General features: G+C 58.9%; 13 protein-coding genes. 7 read left to right on the forward strand and 6 right to left on the reverse strand.

Annotated features, from left to right (window positions below; genetic code table 11):
* Window positions 1-602: DUF1989 domain-containing protein (locus ACOI1H_RS08090; protein WP_422436515.1), on the reverse strand; the 602-nt coding region annotated here is incomplete at its 3' end.
* A 194-nt stretch (window positions 603-796) separates the two neighbouring features.
* On the opposite strand from ACOI1H_RS08090, the gene groES reads away from it, so the two are divergent.
* Together groES and groL are read left to right on the forward strand one after the other, a co-directional pair.
* A complete protein-coding gene (groES, locus tag ACOI1H_RS08095; protein ID WP_422436517.1) occupies window positions 797-1,081 on the forward strand; it encodes a co-chaperone GroES in 285 nt (94 codons plus the stop codon).
* Window positions 1,082-1,147: 66 nt separating this feature from the next.
* Complete coding sequence (gene groL, locus ACOI1H_RS08100; protein WP_422436519.1) at window positions 1,148-2,794, forward strand: chaperonin GroEL; 1,647 nt, start codon at window positions 1,148-1,150, stop codon at window positions 2,792-2,794.
* 570 nt (window positions 2,795-3,364) lie between these two features.
* Here the strand turns inward: groL and ACOI1H_RS08105 are convergent.
* The 3 genes from ACOI1H_RS08105 to ACOI1H_RS08115 all read right to left on the reverse strand — a co-directional run bounded on the left by ACOI1H_RS08105 (window position 3,365) and on the right by ACOI1H_RS08115 (window position 6,650).
* The gene (locus tag ACOI1H_RS08105; protein WP_422436520.1) at window positions 3,365-5,068 is read right to left on the reverse strand and encodes a recombinase family protein; all 1,704 of its coding nucleotides are present in this window, start codon (window positions 5,066-5,068) and stop codon (window positions 3,365-3,367) included.
* 584 nt (window positions 5,069-5,652) lie between these two features.
* Complete coding sequence (locus tag ACOI1H_RS08110; protein WP_422436522.1) at window positions 5,653-6,102, reverse strand: hypothetical protein; 450 nt, start codon at window positions 6,100-6,102, stop codon at window positions 5,653-5,655.
* The gene (locus ACOI1H_RS08115; protein WP_422436523.1) at window positions 6,099-6,650 is read right to left on the reverse strand and encodes a hypothetical protein; all 552 of its coding nucleotides are present in this window, start codon (window positions 6,648-6,650) and stop codon (window positions 6,099-6,101) included. Before ACOI1H_RS08115 ends, ACOI1H_RS08110 begins: the two co-directional genes overlap by 4 nt.
* 550 nt (window positions 6,651-7,200) lie before the next feature.
* On the opposite strand from ACOI1H_RS08115, the gene ACOI1H_RS08120 reads away from it, so the two are divergent.
* Window positions 7,201-7,839, forward strand: a complete 639-nt coding sequence (locus ACOI1H_RS08120) for a hypothetical protein (protein WP_422436525.1) — start codon at window positions 7,201-7,203, stop codon at window positions 7,837-7,839.
* Window positions 7,840-8,662: 823 nt separating this feature from the next.
* Window positions 8,663-9,892, forward strand: a complete 1,230-nt coding sequence (locus ACOI1H_RS08125) for a DNA methyltransferase (RefSeq protein WP_422436526.1) — start codon at window positions 8,663-8,665, stop codon at window positions 9,890-9,892.
* On the opposite strand, the gene ACOI1H_RS08130 is transcribed toward ACOI1H_RS08125, so the two are convergent.
* Window positions 9,889-10,488, reverse strand: a complete 600-nt coding sequence (locus ACOI1H_RS08130) for a hypothetical protein (RefSeq protein ID WP_422436528.1) — start codon at window positions 10,486-10,488, stop codon at window positions 9,889-9,891. The two genes, ACOI1H_RS08125 and ACOI1H_RS08130, sit on opposite strands and share 4 nt — an antisense overlap.
* Before the next feature lie 66 nt (window positions 10,489-10,554).
* Between ACOI1H_RS08130 and ACOI1H_RS08135 the strand changes: the two genes are divergently transcribed.
* The 3 genes from ACOI1H_RS08135 (at window position 10,555) to ACOI1H_RS08145 (ending at window position 13,359) form a co-directional block, all read left to right on the forward strand.
* Complete coding sequence (locus tag ACOI1H_RS08135) at window positions 10,555-11,037, forward strand: hypothetical protein (protein ID WP_422436530.1); 483 nt, start codon at window positions 10,555-10,557, stop codon at window positions 11,035-11,037.
* Between the two features lie 502 nt (window positions 11,038-11,539).
* Complete coding sequence (locus tag ACOI1H_RS08140; RefSeq protein ID WP_422436531.1) at window positions 11,540-12,721, forward strand: plasmid recombination protein; 1,182 nt, start codon at window positions 11,540-11,542, stop codon at window positions 12,719-12,721.
* 161 nt (window positions 12,722-12,882) lie between these two features.
* Entirely contained in the window at window positions 12,883-13,359 is a 477-nt protein-coding gene (locus ACOI1H_RS08145; protein WP_422436533.1) for a hypothetical protein, read from the forward strand.
* Window positions 13,360-13,809: 450 nt separating this feature from the next.
* Here ACOI1H_RS08145 and ACOI1H_RS08150 read toward each other — a convergent pair whose 3' ends face one another.
* Window positions 13,810-16,005: a S8 family peptidase gene (locus ACOI1H_RS08150; RefSeq protein ID WP_422436534.1), complete on the reverse strand. Its 2,196-nt coding sequence runs from the start codon at window positions 16,003-16,005 to the stop codon at window positions 13,810-13,812.
* Window positions 16,006-16,227 lie beyond the last annotated feature (222 nt).

Consider the following 16,227-nt stretch of genomic DNA (forward strand, 5'->3'; position numbering starts at 1 on the left):
CAGTCAATTAATCGACAATGAACCTCCGTCGGTTTGCAGTCGGTCCCGTTGACCGGGATGATATCCTGAGGACAGGTTGACATAACCACAACGCAGTCGATCGCAGCGCGCAGCGTCACATAGTCTCCAGGTTTGCTGAGCGGTTCGCCCCATACGATCTTGCCGTCAGGCTCTACGGGAATGTTCATCCATAGGTTCAGTGGTGCCGGGCAGTCCGGCGCGCGCAGATCGATCTGCGCCAAAGCTGAGTGCAGATTGTCAGTACAATTGTCGTGATACTCCCTGCACCCCAGCATGGCGTAGCGGTGCACATCGCAGGCTGCGATGACGGTGTCATGACGCCCTGGTGAAGTGTCTTCTTCCAGATGCAGGATCGGCCGTCGCTTATTTGTTGTCAGTGCATCACCTTTCGCCGGAAAAATGCCCTCAATTGTCGCATGCAGATGCTCCATTGACATAAACTCGGACATGTCGTCGGCATTAAAACACCAGGTGTCCACAACCTGCTTGCCGTGTGTATTGATAATTTGAATGGCTTTGCCTTTGGCGACCCGGACTGCGCGGCCGCGTCGTGCGGGGACAATTTGGAGGTCTGTTGTCATGTCCTGCATCCTCTGCCATGTGCGCGGTTATCGGCTGGGTCGCCAGGCGATCCCCGCCGGTGTTTGTAGGATTAACCTATAAGCTAGACGTCTCTAATTGACAGCCTTGGCAAGCTTGACTAGGTCAATCTCACTGGCACTCGACCAAGGTGAGTGCTAACGAAAATCGCAACGCTTCAAGGAAGGTTCACAAGATGGCATTCAAACCTCTGCACGACCGCGTGCTGGTTCGTCGCATCGAAGGCGAAGACAAGACCAAGGGCGGTCTGATCATTCCTGATTCCGCCAAGGAAAAGCCCGCCGAAGGCGAGATCGTTTCCGTCGGCACCGGTGCCCGCAAGGACAACGGCGAGCTGATCGAGATGGCCGTGAAGGCAGGCGACCGCATCCTGTTCGGCAAGTGGTCCGGCACCGAGGTCAAGCTCGATGGTGAAGACCTGCTGATCATGAAGGAAAGCGACATCCTCGGCATCATGTGATGTCGCAGGGGGCCTGATGGCCCGCCGCTTTTCCACAATAACTGAACATTCAAGGAGCACATGAAAATGGCAGCTAAAGACGTCAAATTCAGCACCGACGCCCGCAATCGCATGCTCAAGGGCGTGAACATTCTCGCAGACGCCGTCAAGGTGACGCTGGGCCCCAAGGGTCGTAACGTCGTCCTCAACAAGTCCTTCGGCGCACCGCGCATCACGAAGGACGGTGTGACTGTCGCCAAGGAAATCGAACTGGAAGACAAGTTCGAGAACATGGGCGCGCAGATGGTCAAGGAAGTTGCCCAGCGCACCAATGACGAGGCCGGTGACGGCACGACCACCGCCACGGTTCTGGCACAGGCCATCGTGCGCGAAGGCATGAAGTCCGTCGCCGCCGGCATGAACCCGATGGACCTGAAGCGCGGCATCGACCTGGCCACGGCCAAAGTCGTCGAAGCGATCAAGGCCGCTGCGCGTGACGTGACCGACAGCGACGAAGTCGCGCAGGTCGGCACCATCTCTGCCAATGGCGAAGCGGAAATCGGTCGTCAGATCGCGGACGCGATGCAGAAGGTCGGCAACGAGGGTGTCATCACCGTCGAAGAGAACAAAGGCCTCGAGACCGAGACCGATGTCGTCGAAGGCATGCAGTTCGATCGTGGCTACCTGTCGCCCTACTTCGTGACCAATTCTGAAAAGATGACCGTTGAGCTAGAGGATGTCATTATCCTGCTGCACGAAAAGAAACTGTCCTCGCTGCAGCCGATGGTGCCGCTGCTGGAATCCGTCATCCAGTCCGGCAAGCCGCTGCTGATCATTTCCGAAGACGTTGAAGGCGAAGCACTGGCCACACTGGTCGTCAACAAGCTGCGTGGCGGCCTGAAGATCGCCGCCGTGAAGGCACCGGGTTTCGGTGATCGTCGCAAGGCCATGCTGCAGGACATCGCGATCCTGACCGGTGGTCAGGTCATCTCCGAAGACCTCGGCATGAAGCTGGAAAACGTGACCATCGACATGCTGGGTTCTGCCAAGCGCGTCACGATCACGAAAGACACCACCACCGTCATCGACGGCGCTGGCGAGAAGGCCGAGATCGAGGCACGCGTGTCCCAGATCCGTGGTCAGATCGAAGAGACGACCTCTGACTACGACAAAGAGAAGCTGCAAGAGCGCGTGGCCAAACTGGCTGGCGGTGTTGCCGTGATCCGCGTCGGCGGCATGTCCGAAATCGAAGTGAAAGAGCGTAAGGACCGCGTCGACGACGCACTGAACGCAACCCGTGCTGCGGTGCAGGAAGGGATCGTCGTAGGCGGCGGTGTCGCTCTTGTGCAGGCTGGCAAATCGCTGGACGGTCTCAAGGGTGCGAACTCTGATCAGGACGTCGGTATCGCCATCGTCCGCAAGGCACTCGAAGCACCGCTGCGTCAGATCGCCGAAAACTCCGGCGTGGACGGTTCGGTTGTTGCGGGCAAGATCCGCGACTCCAACGACAAGACCTTTGGCTTCAACGCGCAGACCGAAGAATATGGCGACATGTTCAAGTTCGGCGTCATCGACCCGGCCAAGGTTGTCCGCACCGCGCTGCAGGATGCAGCATCGGTCGCAGGCCTGCTGATCACCACCGAAGCCATGGTTGCCGATCGTCCGTCAAAGGACAGCGGTAACGGCGGCGGCGGCGACATGGGCGGCATGGGCGGCATGGGCGGCATGATGTAAGAACCGGCTTCGGGCCTTTGGCCTGAAATAGTCTTTACAAGGGGTGATAGTCGCCGCTTCCAACGTGAAAGTCAGAGCGTTGCTTTGTAGCGCAATACCTCTTCGATCAAGACTGTGAGGCGAGTGAATGCATTCGATCCAGATAAAGAAGGCGGTCCCATATCGGACCGCCTTTTCCTATACCGTCATATGTTGTTTGCTTGCCGGTGAAGGTCATAGCGGCATGGCCCTGTCTCATAGCAGTTGCGGTCCGCAATCAGCTGAACATTGGATTCGCAGGGCGTTCCGACGCCTGACCTTATTTAAAACCTGAATGGGCCCAGTGAGCGACTCTGAGTTTCAGACCCCGTATTTTAAGGTTGCTTTTACTGCGGCAGTTCAGCGATCTCTCCGACACTCCCTATTCGCGTGTACCGAGGCCCTGCGCGTATCGAATACCTCGGCACATCGCACTGGTGACAAAATGTGACTTTTGTCATGAGTGGGCGGCTTGCGAAGAGGAATTTTTCTGAGTGGGCAATTTATTGAGTCCACGGGGATTATAAGGCTCATAACCTGAAGGTCGTAGGTTCAAATCCTACTCCCGCAACCAACTTCCCCTAAAATAACGCCACTCACGGCCTCGAGTTCTCTCGGGGCCGATTTGCGTAGCATCTCCAATACATTGCCGGACATCTCCAGACGGTGGCCGTACGCGGCGCCGTCCCAATGCACGACGACCCGGTCGATGATCTCGTGCAACTCGTCGGCAGCGCGGCCGGCCACGGCCTCGTCCGAGAGGCTGGACGCAAGGTCGCTGATCATCGCCAGATAGAGCTCAGGCAGGTTCTCGGGCAGCTCCACCGTTGACGGGACGATCTCGTCGCGCTTTCCCCTCAGATCCTTCAGTTCGGCATCGACGGCGTTTAGCCGGTCGATGATTGCGGCCGCGAACTTGCCCTCCTCGACGGCGCGCACGAGATTGCGTTGCGTCGTCTCGAGTTTGCGGACACGGGCATCGTGCAGTTGCAAGGCGTCGACGGAGGCCCCCTGACTGGCCTCAAGGCGCTTGTGAAAACTCTCACGAAACGCCGCATAGGCCTGCGGCTTCATCAGCTCGCTGCGGAGGCCATCCAGCACCAGTGGCAGGGCGACACTCTCACGCAGGCCGCGGAAGCCTGCGCAGACGCTGGGGCCTTTCTCCTTGGCGTTGGCGCAGTAGTAGGTCTTGTATTTGGCCGCACCGGCCACGGTCATATTCCCGCCGCACTGGCCGCATTGCAGCAGGCCCGACAGCAGATACTTGCGCCGCCGCAGCGCCTGGCCGGTGGACAGGTGATTGCGGTCCGTGCTTTCCAGCGTGGACTTCCGCTTCGCCAGCGCCGCCTGACGCGCCTTGACGGCATCCCACAGCTCCTGGTCGATGATCCGCAAATCCGGAACCTCGACTGTCTGCCATTGGCTCTCAGGGTTGAGCGTCGATGTCCGCTTCTCGGTGTGCGGATCTTTGCTGTAGCGCAATCGGTTCCAGATGCGGCGACCGATATAAAGCTCGTTGTTAATGATGCCGGTGCCGCGTCCGCGATTGCCGTTGATCGTGTTCTGCTTCCAGTGTCCCGATGATTCGCGTTCCGATCCCACGGATGGAGAGGCGATACCCTCGCCGTTCAGTCGCGTTGCGATCTTGATTGGTGAAATACCGGCGGCATAGTCGCGGAAGATGCTCCGGACGACTGCTGCCTCGATCTCGTCGATGGCGAGCTGCCCTTTTAAGGGGGCACCGCGCTGGTCGGTGCCTGGCTTGTAGCCGTAGATGCGACCTCCACCGCTCAGCCCTCGCGACACGTTTCCCTCAATCCCGCGGTGGACGGTGGCGGATAGCTTCTCGAGAAACATACCGCTCAAAAGCGAGGACAGATTGACCGCAAGGGCGTCTGCCTTGCCGCGATCGACCGTGTGGATCTCGACTCTGGCATGGATGGCGAGCTTGCTGAACCGCGCCAAGTGCTCGGCGTCGCGCGATACGCGGTCGAGAGACTCGGCCAACACGATGTCGAAGGTGCGGTCCTTCGCGACGAGCGCGTCCATCAGCCGTAGGAAGTCTGCACGGTCGTGGCTCGCCGTGCCGCTGATGGCCCGGTCTGAAAAACGCTCGACGACCACCCAGCCTTCCCGGGCCGCGTAGCGCTCAGCGAGTCGGAATTGGTCTTCCACCGACTTGGGGTTCTGCATGTCCGTCGAATAGCGGGCGTAGATCGCGACGCGGCGCGGGGCATGGTGGGCGTGTTGTGTCATAAGGTATTCTTCCCACAAGTTGTGGCGTCAGTGAAGCAGTCGCCCGATATATCGCGCGACAATGCGGAAATGTTGTGGCCATTCAATCCGAGACGGGCGAAAAACGCATATCGCGTCAGGTGTCGCTTCCTGCTTCTCCCGCTCCTGCGAGAGCTTGCGGACCGCGGCTTCTGCGAGAAGGTCTATCAGTCTGTCGAGCGGCATCGGCGGAGTCCTTTCCTGTTCGGGCATCAAACAACCGACAAGGCGGACGCCCACCCGATCCTTCGCACAACCGTGGCCGATAGCGTCCGCAGGGCAACCTGCGGGCGCGCTCCATTCAGCGGAACAGCATTGCGCCGTGGACGAGCAGGAGCAGGATGATCGCGGCGCGCACGACCAGCGTCGGATGCGCGTGCAGAACCGCTGCGATGCGTCGAACGAATGACATCTTGAAGTCTCCCAAGGCGGAGTTGAGGCGCGCCGACATCGTCGTAGCAGCGACGGAGCATTGTTCGCCGGCGCGCCGACTGACGGGGGATCCAGTCCCGCCAGCGGGGCCGTGATGGCCCTCAAGAACGGCACCCTTTCGGGTGCCGCTGGGTTCAGTAAGCGTGAAGGAGGTGTAGGCTCAGCCGGATCGCGGTCGCAAACTCGATTGCCTCGCGCGCCGCGACGTAGAGGCCTTCGAGCGGCGGCAGGGCAGCGTGAAGCGCTTCTGCCTCAGGCGTTCGCACCTTGCGAGTGTCGAACCCCTCGGCGCAGCCGATTAGGTGTTCGGGTGAGATGGGAACCTGTTCGTCGTGCGTTCCGGCGGCGATTGCCAGGCGCATCTCGCCGAGGACGGCGTCGACGTAGAAATGGAGGTTCGGGTCGATCTGCTCTTCATCGTCCAGCACCTCGATAAGTTCAGTCACGTCGTATTGGTCGGCCTCGGGCAGGTATGGTTGCACGCGTGCGGTCAGGTGGCTGTCGATGCCGTGCATGCGTTCCAGCAGGAACTTGGTGAGTTCGACTTGGCGTTCGAACAGCGTTTGCGGGAGCAGCTCCTTCATTGGTGCACCGCCTTTCCGGTCGACGCGCCCATTCGCGGCTTCCGCTCGTCGAGAGCGAAGCTGCGACCGCGCCGGAGCCCGACCCGCCGCCGGGACCGCCGATCGTCCGCGATGTCCGCCTCAGCGTGGATCCGTCCCCGCACCGCGTTCATCGCGTCAAACGGCGCGCCTTCGATTCGGCCGATCACGGCGGAGCCTGTCGCGCGGCAGATCGCGAAGCCGCTGTGGTTGAGTGGCACCAACAGGCGACGCGCGCCGACGAAGCGCGTCGGCTCGTTGAGCCCTGCGGCGAGGTAGTCTGCGCGGCGGCGGACGTGAATCTCGTATCCGACGTTGGATCGCCGCCGGGAGGTGGTGCCATAGGCGATCAGGGCATAGCGCTGGTCGCCCCGCACCTCGATGTCGATGATCAGGCAGGGACGCGCCTTCGGCTGTCCGGTGCTGCCCTCCTCCGCGAGCGGAAAGCGAAACGAGACGATATCGCCGTAGGAAAGGTGGTCCCGCCAAGCGGGTGTCATCGTGTGAACGGTGGTGGTCGTGTCGAGCATTGTCGGGTCCTTGAATGATGGATGTCCGACGCGCGCGATCTTCCCCTTCCTCAATTGGCCGGAAGCTTCCGTCGTGCGCGTCACAAAGCGCGCGCACGGCGGAAGGGGCTGGCCTGCCTCCCGAATTTGCTTTGCTCCCTGTATGTTGCGGGAGAGCGTCGAGAGGGTGTCCCTCTCGACTTCGCTCAGATCGCGCGTGAGGCTTTACCTGTTTGTGATGTGCCGGGGCGTAGCAAAGATTGACTGTGGTGGCCGTGGACTGCGACAGGGCAGTTTCCATGTCGATATGCGCCACGAAAGATGCCTAAATCCACTCAGACGCTCAAAGCGAACTTCGACGGAAAATGCAGCGAAGGTCCGATTCGAGCTCATCGCGAAGCCGTTCGGCGATTCATGGAACATGGTTGAGGAGCGGCAAGCGGCAAAGATTTATGATGTCCTTGGCCACAAACTGTCGGGGCATACAGCTTGCGTCCCGCTGTTCAATCGCTCTTGCCTCTTTATTTTCTGCACGATAATTAAGGTGTAGGTGCATTCAGAGAGTCTAGACATGAGTTTTCAGGATAAGATGTTAAGAGGCGAGAGGATTATATCCTCCTTGGCATCGGTTACAGGTATCATTACGTTTTTTGTTGCGGCAGTAACTGCAGGATACGCATTCATCTATCCCGGAGAGGCAGCGAAAAAAGTTGCTAGCTTTCAGGATTTGATCGAAGATGCAAGAGTTGACATTACGCGCATAGCTGATGCAGCTGAGGAAACTGTTGTCAATACTGCTCAAACGTCTGATAACACGGCTAAAATGGTTGATGCCATTCCATATTGGATGAATTTTATTGTGCCTCCTGAATTGGTTCGTAGTACAGATTACGACTATGAAAATCGTCCGGGTGCAAAGGCATATTACTCCCACCTATATCTTAGGAATCCATCCCCTTATTCTATAGATTTTTCTATTAGCGTTAAGTTAGGTGGCGAAGATGTATTTAATAAAAACGCGATCCTCCCGCCCTCCGAGACTGTAGATTATTTCATTGATTCCGACGATATCGGCAATGGCGACATAGTATTTTGCATATCTGGTACTTCAAAAGGTTTTGAAGGAAACACCTTTTATGAGAGAAAGCTATATAACGGATCCCAGGTCGTGGAGTTCGAACAAAGCTTTTCTCAAGTGGACGGCTGTTAGGGCAATCCTGTCATAAATTAGAGCGTGTCCGCAAACCGTTTTGGCTCTCCAGCTCTGTCGCAGCGATTTTGCCCGAAAGTCTTCATCTGGACATCATAGCCTTCGTTGCAGCTTAACGGACGACCGCGGAAAAGGCTGAGCTACGAAACGCCCGTAGAGCGTTCTAACCTATATTTTGCGTCGAACCGTTGAGACCGCCCCGCATAACAGACCTTGCTGCCTTGTGCTGCGAACGTCAGCTATGTGCGCCGTGGTCACGGCGTGATGAAGAGCGTCGAAGCAGTTATCGCCCCGAACTGGTCCAGAGGAAGAGCAGAGATGGGTTCGGGAAGAGGTGCGGAACGCTCTGCCCGGGAGTGGGGGAGGTTCGGAGGTGAGCGCGGAGCGGCATCCTCCGAGAGCAGGGGGTCTTGGGGGAGTGCGGAACGATGACCCAAGCCAGTCGGGAGACGCCAGGGGGTGCAGGGGGAGCGGCGAGCGACGACCCTGCCCTGGGTGTCCAGAGGGGTGGATCGCTCTCTGGTCCGGCTGAAGGCCCTTGGCGGGTTCGGGAGGGCGGAGCGCCACCCGGGCGGCGCGTCAGCGCCGCCGGGGTCCGGGGGCGGAGCCCCCGGCGAACGTCAGCTGGAACGCAGGCCCGCAGGGCCGGAGTGCCAGCTGATTAGTGAGTAAGTTTCCCCGCAAGAGTTTTGTGGAACTTCATTTTCTTCCACACGCCCGGCACCCGCGGCGTCGACAGGTCTGAAGTTTTGTGCAAACAGCGGTCATCTTGACCTTGTACTCGGCTCACCGATGGGTTAGTCAGTAAAAAAGAGGAATCGCTATGACGCAACTTTCGATGTTTGAAAAAGCGCAGTTTTCAGATGATGCCGAGTCTTTTTTAGCGGACATCCTGTCTTTCAGAGAGTTTGGTGAAGCCACTGTTTCAAAAACTTTGGATGGCATACCTTATTTTCTGAACGAATTCTGGACGGCGGGCCAACGCCAAGCTCATTCGATTCACGAGGTTTCGTATCGAGCTTGCTTCAAGGCACAGCTCCCAGAGTTCTTCATTGAGAGACTTACCCGCCCAGGCGATGTTGTGTACGACCCTTTCATGGGCCGCGGCACGACACCTGTGCAGGCAGCACTGATGGGGCGTCAGGCGTTCGGCAACGATGTAAACCCTCTGTCTGTTCTTTTGACCCGCCCCCGCCTCCGCCCAATCTCGGTCGAAGCTGTTGCAACTGCCCTTCAGACAGTGGACTGGTCGCTGGGCGAGATCGAGAGCGAAGACCTTCTTGCATTCTATCATCCTGTTACCCTTAAGCGGCTTGAGGCCCTGAGGCTCTGGATTGCAGAACGTGCGCCACTTGGTGCTACCGATGTCGACCCAGTGGCTGACTGGATAAGGATGGTCGCTATCAATCGACTTTCTGGTCATTCTCCAGGTTTCTTTTCGGGGCGGTCGATGCCCCCCAATCAGGCGGTCTCGGTCAAGGCTCAACTTAAAATCAATACGAAGCTAGGTGTCACGCCACCCGAGCGTGACATTCCGAAGGTAATATTGAAAAAGACCCGAACTCTGCTCAAGAACGGCTGTTCGCCAAGCCAAGTTCAATCCAGCCTGAATACCGGATCTGCATCGGCCACACCGAGAATTTCTGATGGTGTGGTTGATCTTGTCGTAACGTCCCCGCCGTTTCTGGACATTGTCCAGTATGCTGCCGACAACTGGCTGCGCTGTTGGTTCGCGGGCATTGACCCAACTACCGTTTCTATCGACATGCACAAGACAGAATTGGCTTGGACCGAAATGGTTCACCGCGTCTTAGCCGAACAGGCTCGTATCCTGCGCTCTGGGGGATATGTTGCATTCGAAGTTGGGGAGGTTCGCAACGGCAAGGTGCTGCTAGAAAAACTCGTCTGGAAGGCCGCTGAGGACCTTCCGTTCTACCGCCTGGGCGTGATGGTGAACGATCAGACCTTTACCAAAACGGCCAATTGCTGGGGCGTTGCCAACGGATCAAAAGGCACGAATACAAACCGGATAGTGCTGTTGCAGCGGCACTAAGGAATGATTGCGGTCGTTTGGGCGCCATTGTGAAGTAGTTGTTGGGTGGTGGATGCTTCAAGACGAATTTTGATTTCAGAATTTGGCTCAAGGAAGTCCAATCTGATACCTGTCACTGTTGAATTCGCCTCATTGTATAGGACGGTGCAAATTAGATGCGCTGGGGGCGATGCAAGTTGTCTATTGATAATCAAGTTTCGCATTTTAGTCGGGGAGCTTGTGAGGACTCGACGATTTCCATCTGCATTTCGCCAATTACTCGTTGCTTTCATTTCCATGCAAAAGCAGATGCCGCCTAACCTGAATATGCGGTCGGGATAGCCCGAGCCGGTCGCTAGGACGATACTATTGGGCCTAGCGAGGTGCGGAGAAACGGTGTTTAAGAAGTGATTTGCAGCCTTGTTTCCCTTGGCTTGATTAGTTCCAGTGAAGTTTGGAATCTGTAGGCCAATAATGCCGCTTGCTACGACTGCGACCCGAATAGCGTTTTCTACCGCTGTGATTTCTTGGGGTGTCCATGCACGGACCAACATCATTATGGGATTGAGGTTCATGCGCTGTTGCACCTCAGCTAAGTAATCATCAAATCTTGGCAACTCATCCTCCTTGATCCATGCCGTCTTTCATGGCACTTCTTTGTGAGTAGCAAAAGGATGGTATTGATGGAAAGACGTTTTCAGCTTCGATGGGACGAGGAAGAACTCGCGCGCGCGTTCAAAGTCACAACAAAGGATGTCCGCGAATACCTAACGGATGGTCGCCGCGTGTCTTTCATCATTGAGCGGCGCCTAATGTGGGAGCACCAAGGCTGGAAACTTGCCCCCTCCGAAGGTGCTGGCTACGACCTGCTCGATCCTGATGGAGGCATGTGGGAAGTCCGGTCTATCACGCGCCAAGGTGTATATTTCAATCCTAGCAACCAAGTCGGGTCGGGACGTATGTTTAACGAGGACGGATTTCAGGCCAAACTGTCAGGCATCAAGGGCTTCATTCTGTCTGACATCGTTGGCTTTCCGATTGTAGATGTATTCGTGGTGCCTGTTGAGAATATTCTGCGCTGGCACCGTGACCGTATACTTGGAGCAAATGCCAAGGTCTCGCGCGCGAAATTCATGAATGTTCTTTCGCATGAGATTCGGTATTGAGTTTTAATTAAAAGTGCCGGTGAGAGAGGCTACCGGCTCCGGGAGCGGTAATGTAAGTTTTCGATCTTCTCGCTGTATTATATAGCGGTATGAAGGCGACTTGTTGAATGCCATCGTCTGCTTTTCTGTAAGCGCTCGCTGTAGTTGAAGACGTCCGAGCCAACTTGGTTGCGTGTAAACTAACGTGTAAACTCTTTCATCGTGCTTGCCGTAGAGCCATCCCGAAACGGCCGACGTGTAAAATGTGAGTCTCTGTGTTTGATACTTTGTCGGCATTTGATTTTGCCGCTCCCCGATCACCACACATCGACCGAACTCCTGAACTCCACTTCTTAGGAGTTCGACGATGGACGGTTCAAACGTCAAGACAGGCTACCCCGTGGTGCTACGGTTCCAAGGGCTTTATCCCCACCACCTCGCAGGCTACGAGGCTCACCGCCTCCGAAAAGGCGGTGATCTCAGCCACGTTGATCGGTCCCGGACTGAGTTGAACGGGCCGCCCATGATCGGGCGCGAGGATTGGGCGGCGACAGCGCTCGCCGAGATTCGCGAGATGACCACCGAGAACTTTGCGGCCGAGCTCGAGTCCCTCGAGAAGCGCAAACGGAAGAAGGACATCGAGCGCCGCATAATCGAGGGACCGAAGCAACCTTGGCGGCCCACTCGGCATGGACCCATGCGGGAAGTCATCCTCACGGTCAACAAGGACTGGTTCTCGGAGGATGCCGCGTTCTTCGGTGATGACCAAGCGACGCGGGAGAACGAGTTCGGAGCGCATGCAGTGGCCTGGCTGAAGGCGAACTTTGGCGACGACGTCATTCACGCACGTGCCGACCGTGACGAGGCTGCCTATCACATCCATGCGGTGATCATGCCGCGGGCGACGGTGGAGATCGCAAAGCCGAAAGCAAAGGTTCCGACGGCAACGGCCACGCGTCGGATGCTTCAACCATCCATTCACCCACTGATCGAGAACTATGAGGCCGCCCAGGACAGCGTCGGCGAATGGTTTGGGGGCCTTGGGCTGGTGCGGGGTGAGCGCACGGCTGCCGCTATCCGTGAGGCGCGCGAAATCGGCCAAACCCCACCCAAGCGTCGGTATCACGCGAAGACCTGGAAATGGCGGAGGCAGGAGGAGCTCCGTCTGAAGGCCGACGCGAGGGCGCTGAAGGACGAGCGGCTGGCGTTGGATGCACGGGTCGTAAAGGTTCAGGAGCGTGAGGACGAGGTCGAGACGGTTTTCGCCGTCGCCGAAGGTGTGTCCTCTGGCGCATTCGTTGCGGATGGCGCAAGTGGTCAGCCTGGTTTGATCGAGGCACCGGTGGCCAAAGAGACTCCGCCATCGTCGCCGACGCTCGATGCACTGAGGAAACGGTCGCCTGTAGGCTTTGCCCGCGCCTCGGGTGTGTTCGGTCGTGCGTGGCAGCGGATGTTCGGACAGGCACGCGTGAGTGCGGAGGCCGAGGCCGCCGCCGGGGTCGCGGATGCTATGCAGCAGGTCGCAGAAGCCGATGAACTGATTGCCAAGGCCTCCGCCCTGTTGCCGCAGCAGACCCGCACCATCATCGCCAAGATCCGGCAGACGATCCCCGCGATCATGCGGCGGCTGGAGCAGCGCGTGAAGCCGGTTTTAGACGACCAAAAGCAGGATGGGAAAGGCCCCGAAAAACCGCGTCGTGAATAAAAGAATCTATTTTTATCAGATGCTTGCGCGAATCTCGGAAAAAAGTTTTCCAAAACCACGATTTTGTCCGCTGAGGTCGAGCAATATTCGGGTCAGCCAGAGAGAACGTCACCGTCAGCGGCGCTTGATCTGGACCATTGAACACAACAAAGGACGATAAAATGACCCAGTTTCTGAACCCCGCACTCGCCTCCTCGAAAGCTGCACGGAAGGAGCGAAAGCAAATCGCTTTGCCTGTGGAATCGTCGGCGACGGAGCGCGCCGTTGTGACGCTCCAACGAGCGTTGGGGAGGGACTTTAAAAGGTCCGACAACAAAGATCGCGTGATCAAGAAGGCCATCAATGACACGATGGACGACTTCATCGCGGCGTTGAACGAGGATGCCCTCGATGCATTCTTCTTCTCGCTCGAGCGCGTCGCGACCCCAGCGAACCGCCGTCGCATCGCACAGCACGCTCTGCGGACGGAAATCGTCGACGAGATGCACATCGAGGCGGATGAAGAAGACGCCTTGGCAGCGGAAGAGCAAGAGGGCGCAGAGGCAAAAATCGCCTTCGAGACCAAGGCGGCTGCCGAGGGCAAGTCGGCGAAAGCTACGCCGAAAGAGCAGGCAGCGGCCGACGCGTCGGGCTCCTGACCGGCGCCGGTAGGGCAGGGCGCGCGGGCCGCCCGCCCCGGCTGGGCCATTGCCTATCGCGCGACCGGCGCAAAGAGAGTTGTTTTCGCCAAAGTGCAATGCGCTCTCCCGCAACCAAATATTATCGTGTTATCAGTTACTTGCAAAGCGCGCCTCGGGGCGCTTTTTGCGTTGTTATTTCGCCCGGAAGCACTGCGGAAGCAAGAGGGAGCGCAAGGCGGCCAATGTATGCGCAGTGGCAAACGACGAACCCGGCTAACAGCGAGAATTCATGTAACCAGCGTCTAACGACTGGTCCCAGCCTCTTTCCTGCCAGTCGTGCGCAGAGCAGAGCAGAATAAAGTTGGTGGTATTTGTTTAATGTGCGGAGAATGGGGGCGTCGTTGCGCGGTGCACGAAGGTCCGTTTCAACCGGGCACAAATTCCCAGGCCGGTTGATGTATTCGCTATTTAGACGCCGACGGGCACCATCGTTCGGATGGCAGTTTCGATCGGTGCGTATAGGTCGACGTCGATCCCCGGCGCCTCCAGCCCCAGCACGAGCGCGTATCTCGTCTTGCGTTCGCGTCGCCCAGCTCGAACACGCTCGCCCCACCACCCACCGACGGGCTTCACGGCGATCGCGCGCCGCGCCGCTAGGACGGCGGCAGGTCCCTCCCAGATATCAACGTGCAGCGACCCAGCCGAGACGGAGTTCTCTCCGAAGAGCCAGCCTTCATCGGTCTCCCGTTTGGGGGCTGTCTTCGACATCGCTTTGTTCGTTGCGTGTCGGAACTCGTTGTATCCCTCATAGCGCCTCTGAAGATCGAAGCGCAGCCCATGCGACTGGTAGGCGATGGGGTCGAGCTTTGCTGCCGAGGACGGGTTCGGCTCGACGAAGTAGGAGAGCACGATTTTCAGCCGTACTGATTTGTCGCCGAGATCCTGCAACTCCCGCACGGGCCAGGGCAGAGGGTAGTAGTGCGCCTCTTCAAACCCCGCCCCCTTGGCAAAGGGCTGCATCTCGGCCTGCGCCACCATGGCCAAGTCGTTCCGCGCCGATCCCAAAGCTCGCTCAAGGTTGGGCGTTCCATAACCGAACACTCGTCTTAGGCTCGAGCGAGCCGTCGACCTGCCCACGGCATCCAGCCGGGCGTGCATCGCCGGCGTCCAACGCGCCGAATGTACCATCAAAGCGCGAACCGTCTCTGGCCAATAATCGGGATGCTCGGCCATGATCCGCGCCGCCATCCGTGCCGCCTCCGCTGTCGCCGCGCTTGTGGCGTTGAACGGCTGCACCCAAGGTCCGGTCCCGCCCCGCCCAGTCGTCACCGACGACAGCGATGGCAGACGGCCCTGTGGCGGCATGCCCGCTGGATCGTCGGCCCGGTTGCCGGCCTCGAAGACGACGTCTGGCTTCACCGGACTTCTACGCGGCCAAGCCTCCGACGTCCGGGCATGCGGGCTCGCCTCTCCCGCATCCACGCGCGCGGTCCAACTCTCGTAGCCCGCATCCGAGATTTCGGTACGAAACGTCACTCCTCCGACGGTCAGGACGTTCCAGGCCTGCGCCGGATCCTCGCCGGGATGGTTCGCTGGATCCTCTTCGTTGGCAGTGCGCCCGTCTGGGATGTTCCCTATCGCCTGAACGATCAGGCGCCGGGGCTCGGGTTCCTCCGACGGGTCGGGGGTCCAGCCGCAGGCGAGTTGATCTAACGCCGCGCTCCACCGCGTCGGATAGTCCCCTGCCACGTCGCGAGCGGTAACGGCAGAGCACACCACGCGGGCCCGGTCCGGGCGTGCGATCTCCGCCGTGAAGACCGCCGCCTGCGTGATGGACCCGTAGTTGTGTCCCTCGTGCCCTGCGGCACCCGGCGGTGGCATTAGCTTTACGCTTTCCATCCGGTGGCGCAGCACCGGCACGGAATGATCCCCAAGACAAGACGAGAGATCGCCGTGCAATAGGATGCCGCTCATCCCCGAGCCGTGCCCGTCGTGATCGTCGACGCCCCATCCCGGTTCGACCGTATGGAGGTCGTCGGGCGACAGGGCCGGCTCGATCAACGGGTGCGCGCGGTTCGCCCCGGTGTCGAGGAGGCACACCACCGGCACGTCGTCCCCTGGCCAAACGACTCGGTCCGCAAGGTCCATGACGAGGTCGCTTTGCTCGGTGCGATCGAGCGTATCGAGCACCGCCGCGTCGTCTACCCAGGTCCCAAGCTCCGCGACACCACCGTCGCTAGCCCAAATCAGGAGTTCGATGCCGACACAGCTGCCATGGATGGGAACGACTACGGCCTCGGGGAAAACCATGTCGCGCTCGGGTGCTCCGACGGTCAGCTGCAAGCGCTCAGAGAGGGCCCGGACGTCCGTTGCACAGTCGGGCCAGCACCAGACGCCCCACCAGACGGGGTCTGCGTCGGGACGCGGCAATCTGGCTCGGTCCTCGCGCCATATGCCCGCAAGGGTGAACGCGCGGAACGCTTCGATCGCTTCAACCCGCGCCTGATTGGGCGGATTGCCCTTCACCGACAGCGGCCCCCCCCCGTATTCCGCGATGATCGCTTCGAGGACGTCGCGCTTGTCCTGCGGAACGTGGACGACGATGTCACGCCCGCCATCCTCCCGCGCCCGTTGCGTTCCTTGCCGGATCCCCTTGCTCGGCAAGTCAACCTTCCCGTTGCCGTCGGCCGTCTGAGTGACGACCACGTAGGTGCCCTCGGGTCGTTTGATTTCGGCGGGAAGGTCCAACTCGCTCTTGATCGCTTCCGCACCCTCAAAGGCGCGCGCGTATTCCTCCCGCAACCTCTGTGCATGGGCAACCCGGTTGCGAACGGCACGCTCGCGCGGCGCACTGTTGCGGGAGACGTACCGCTCACGCGAGACGAA

Source organism: Loktanella sp. DJP18, from assembly GCF_049310965.1.
Classification (GTDB): Bacteria; Pseudomonadota; Alphaproteobacteria; order Rhodobacterales; family Rhodobacteraceae; genus Loktanella.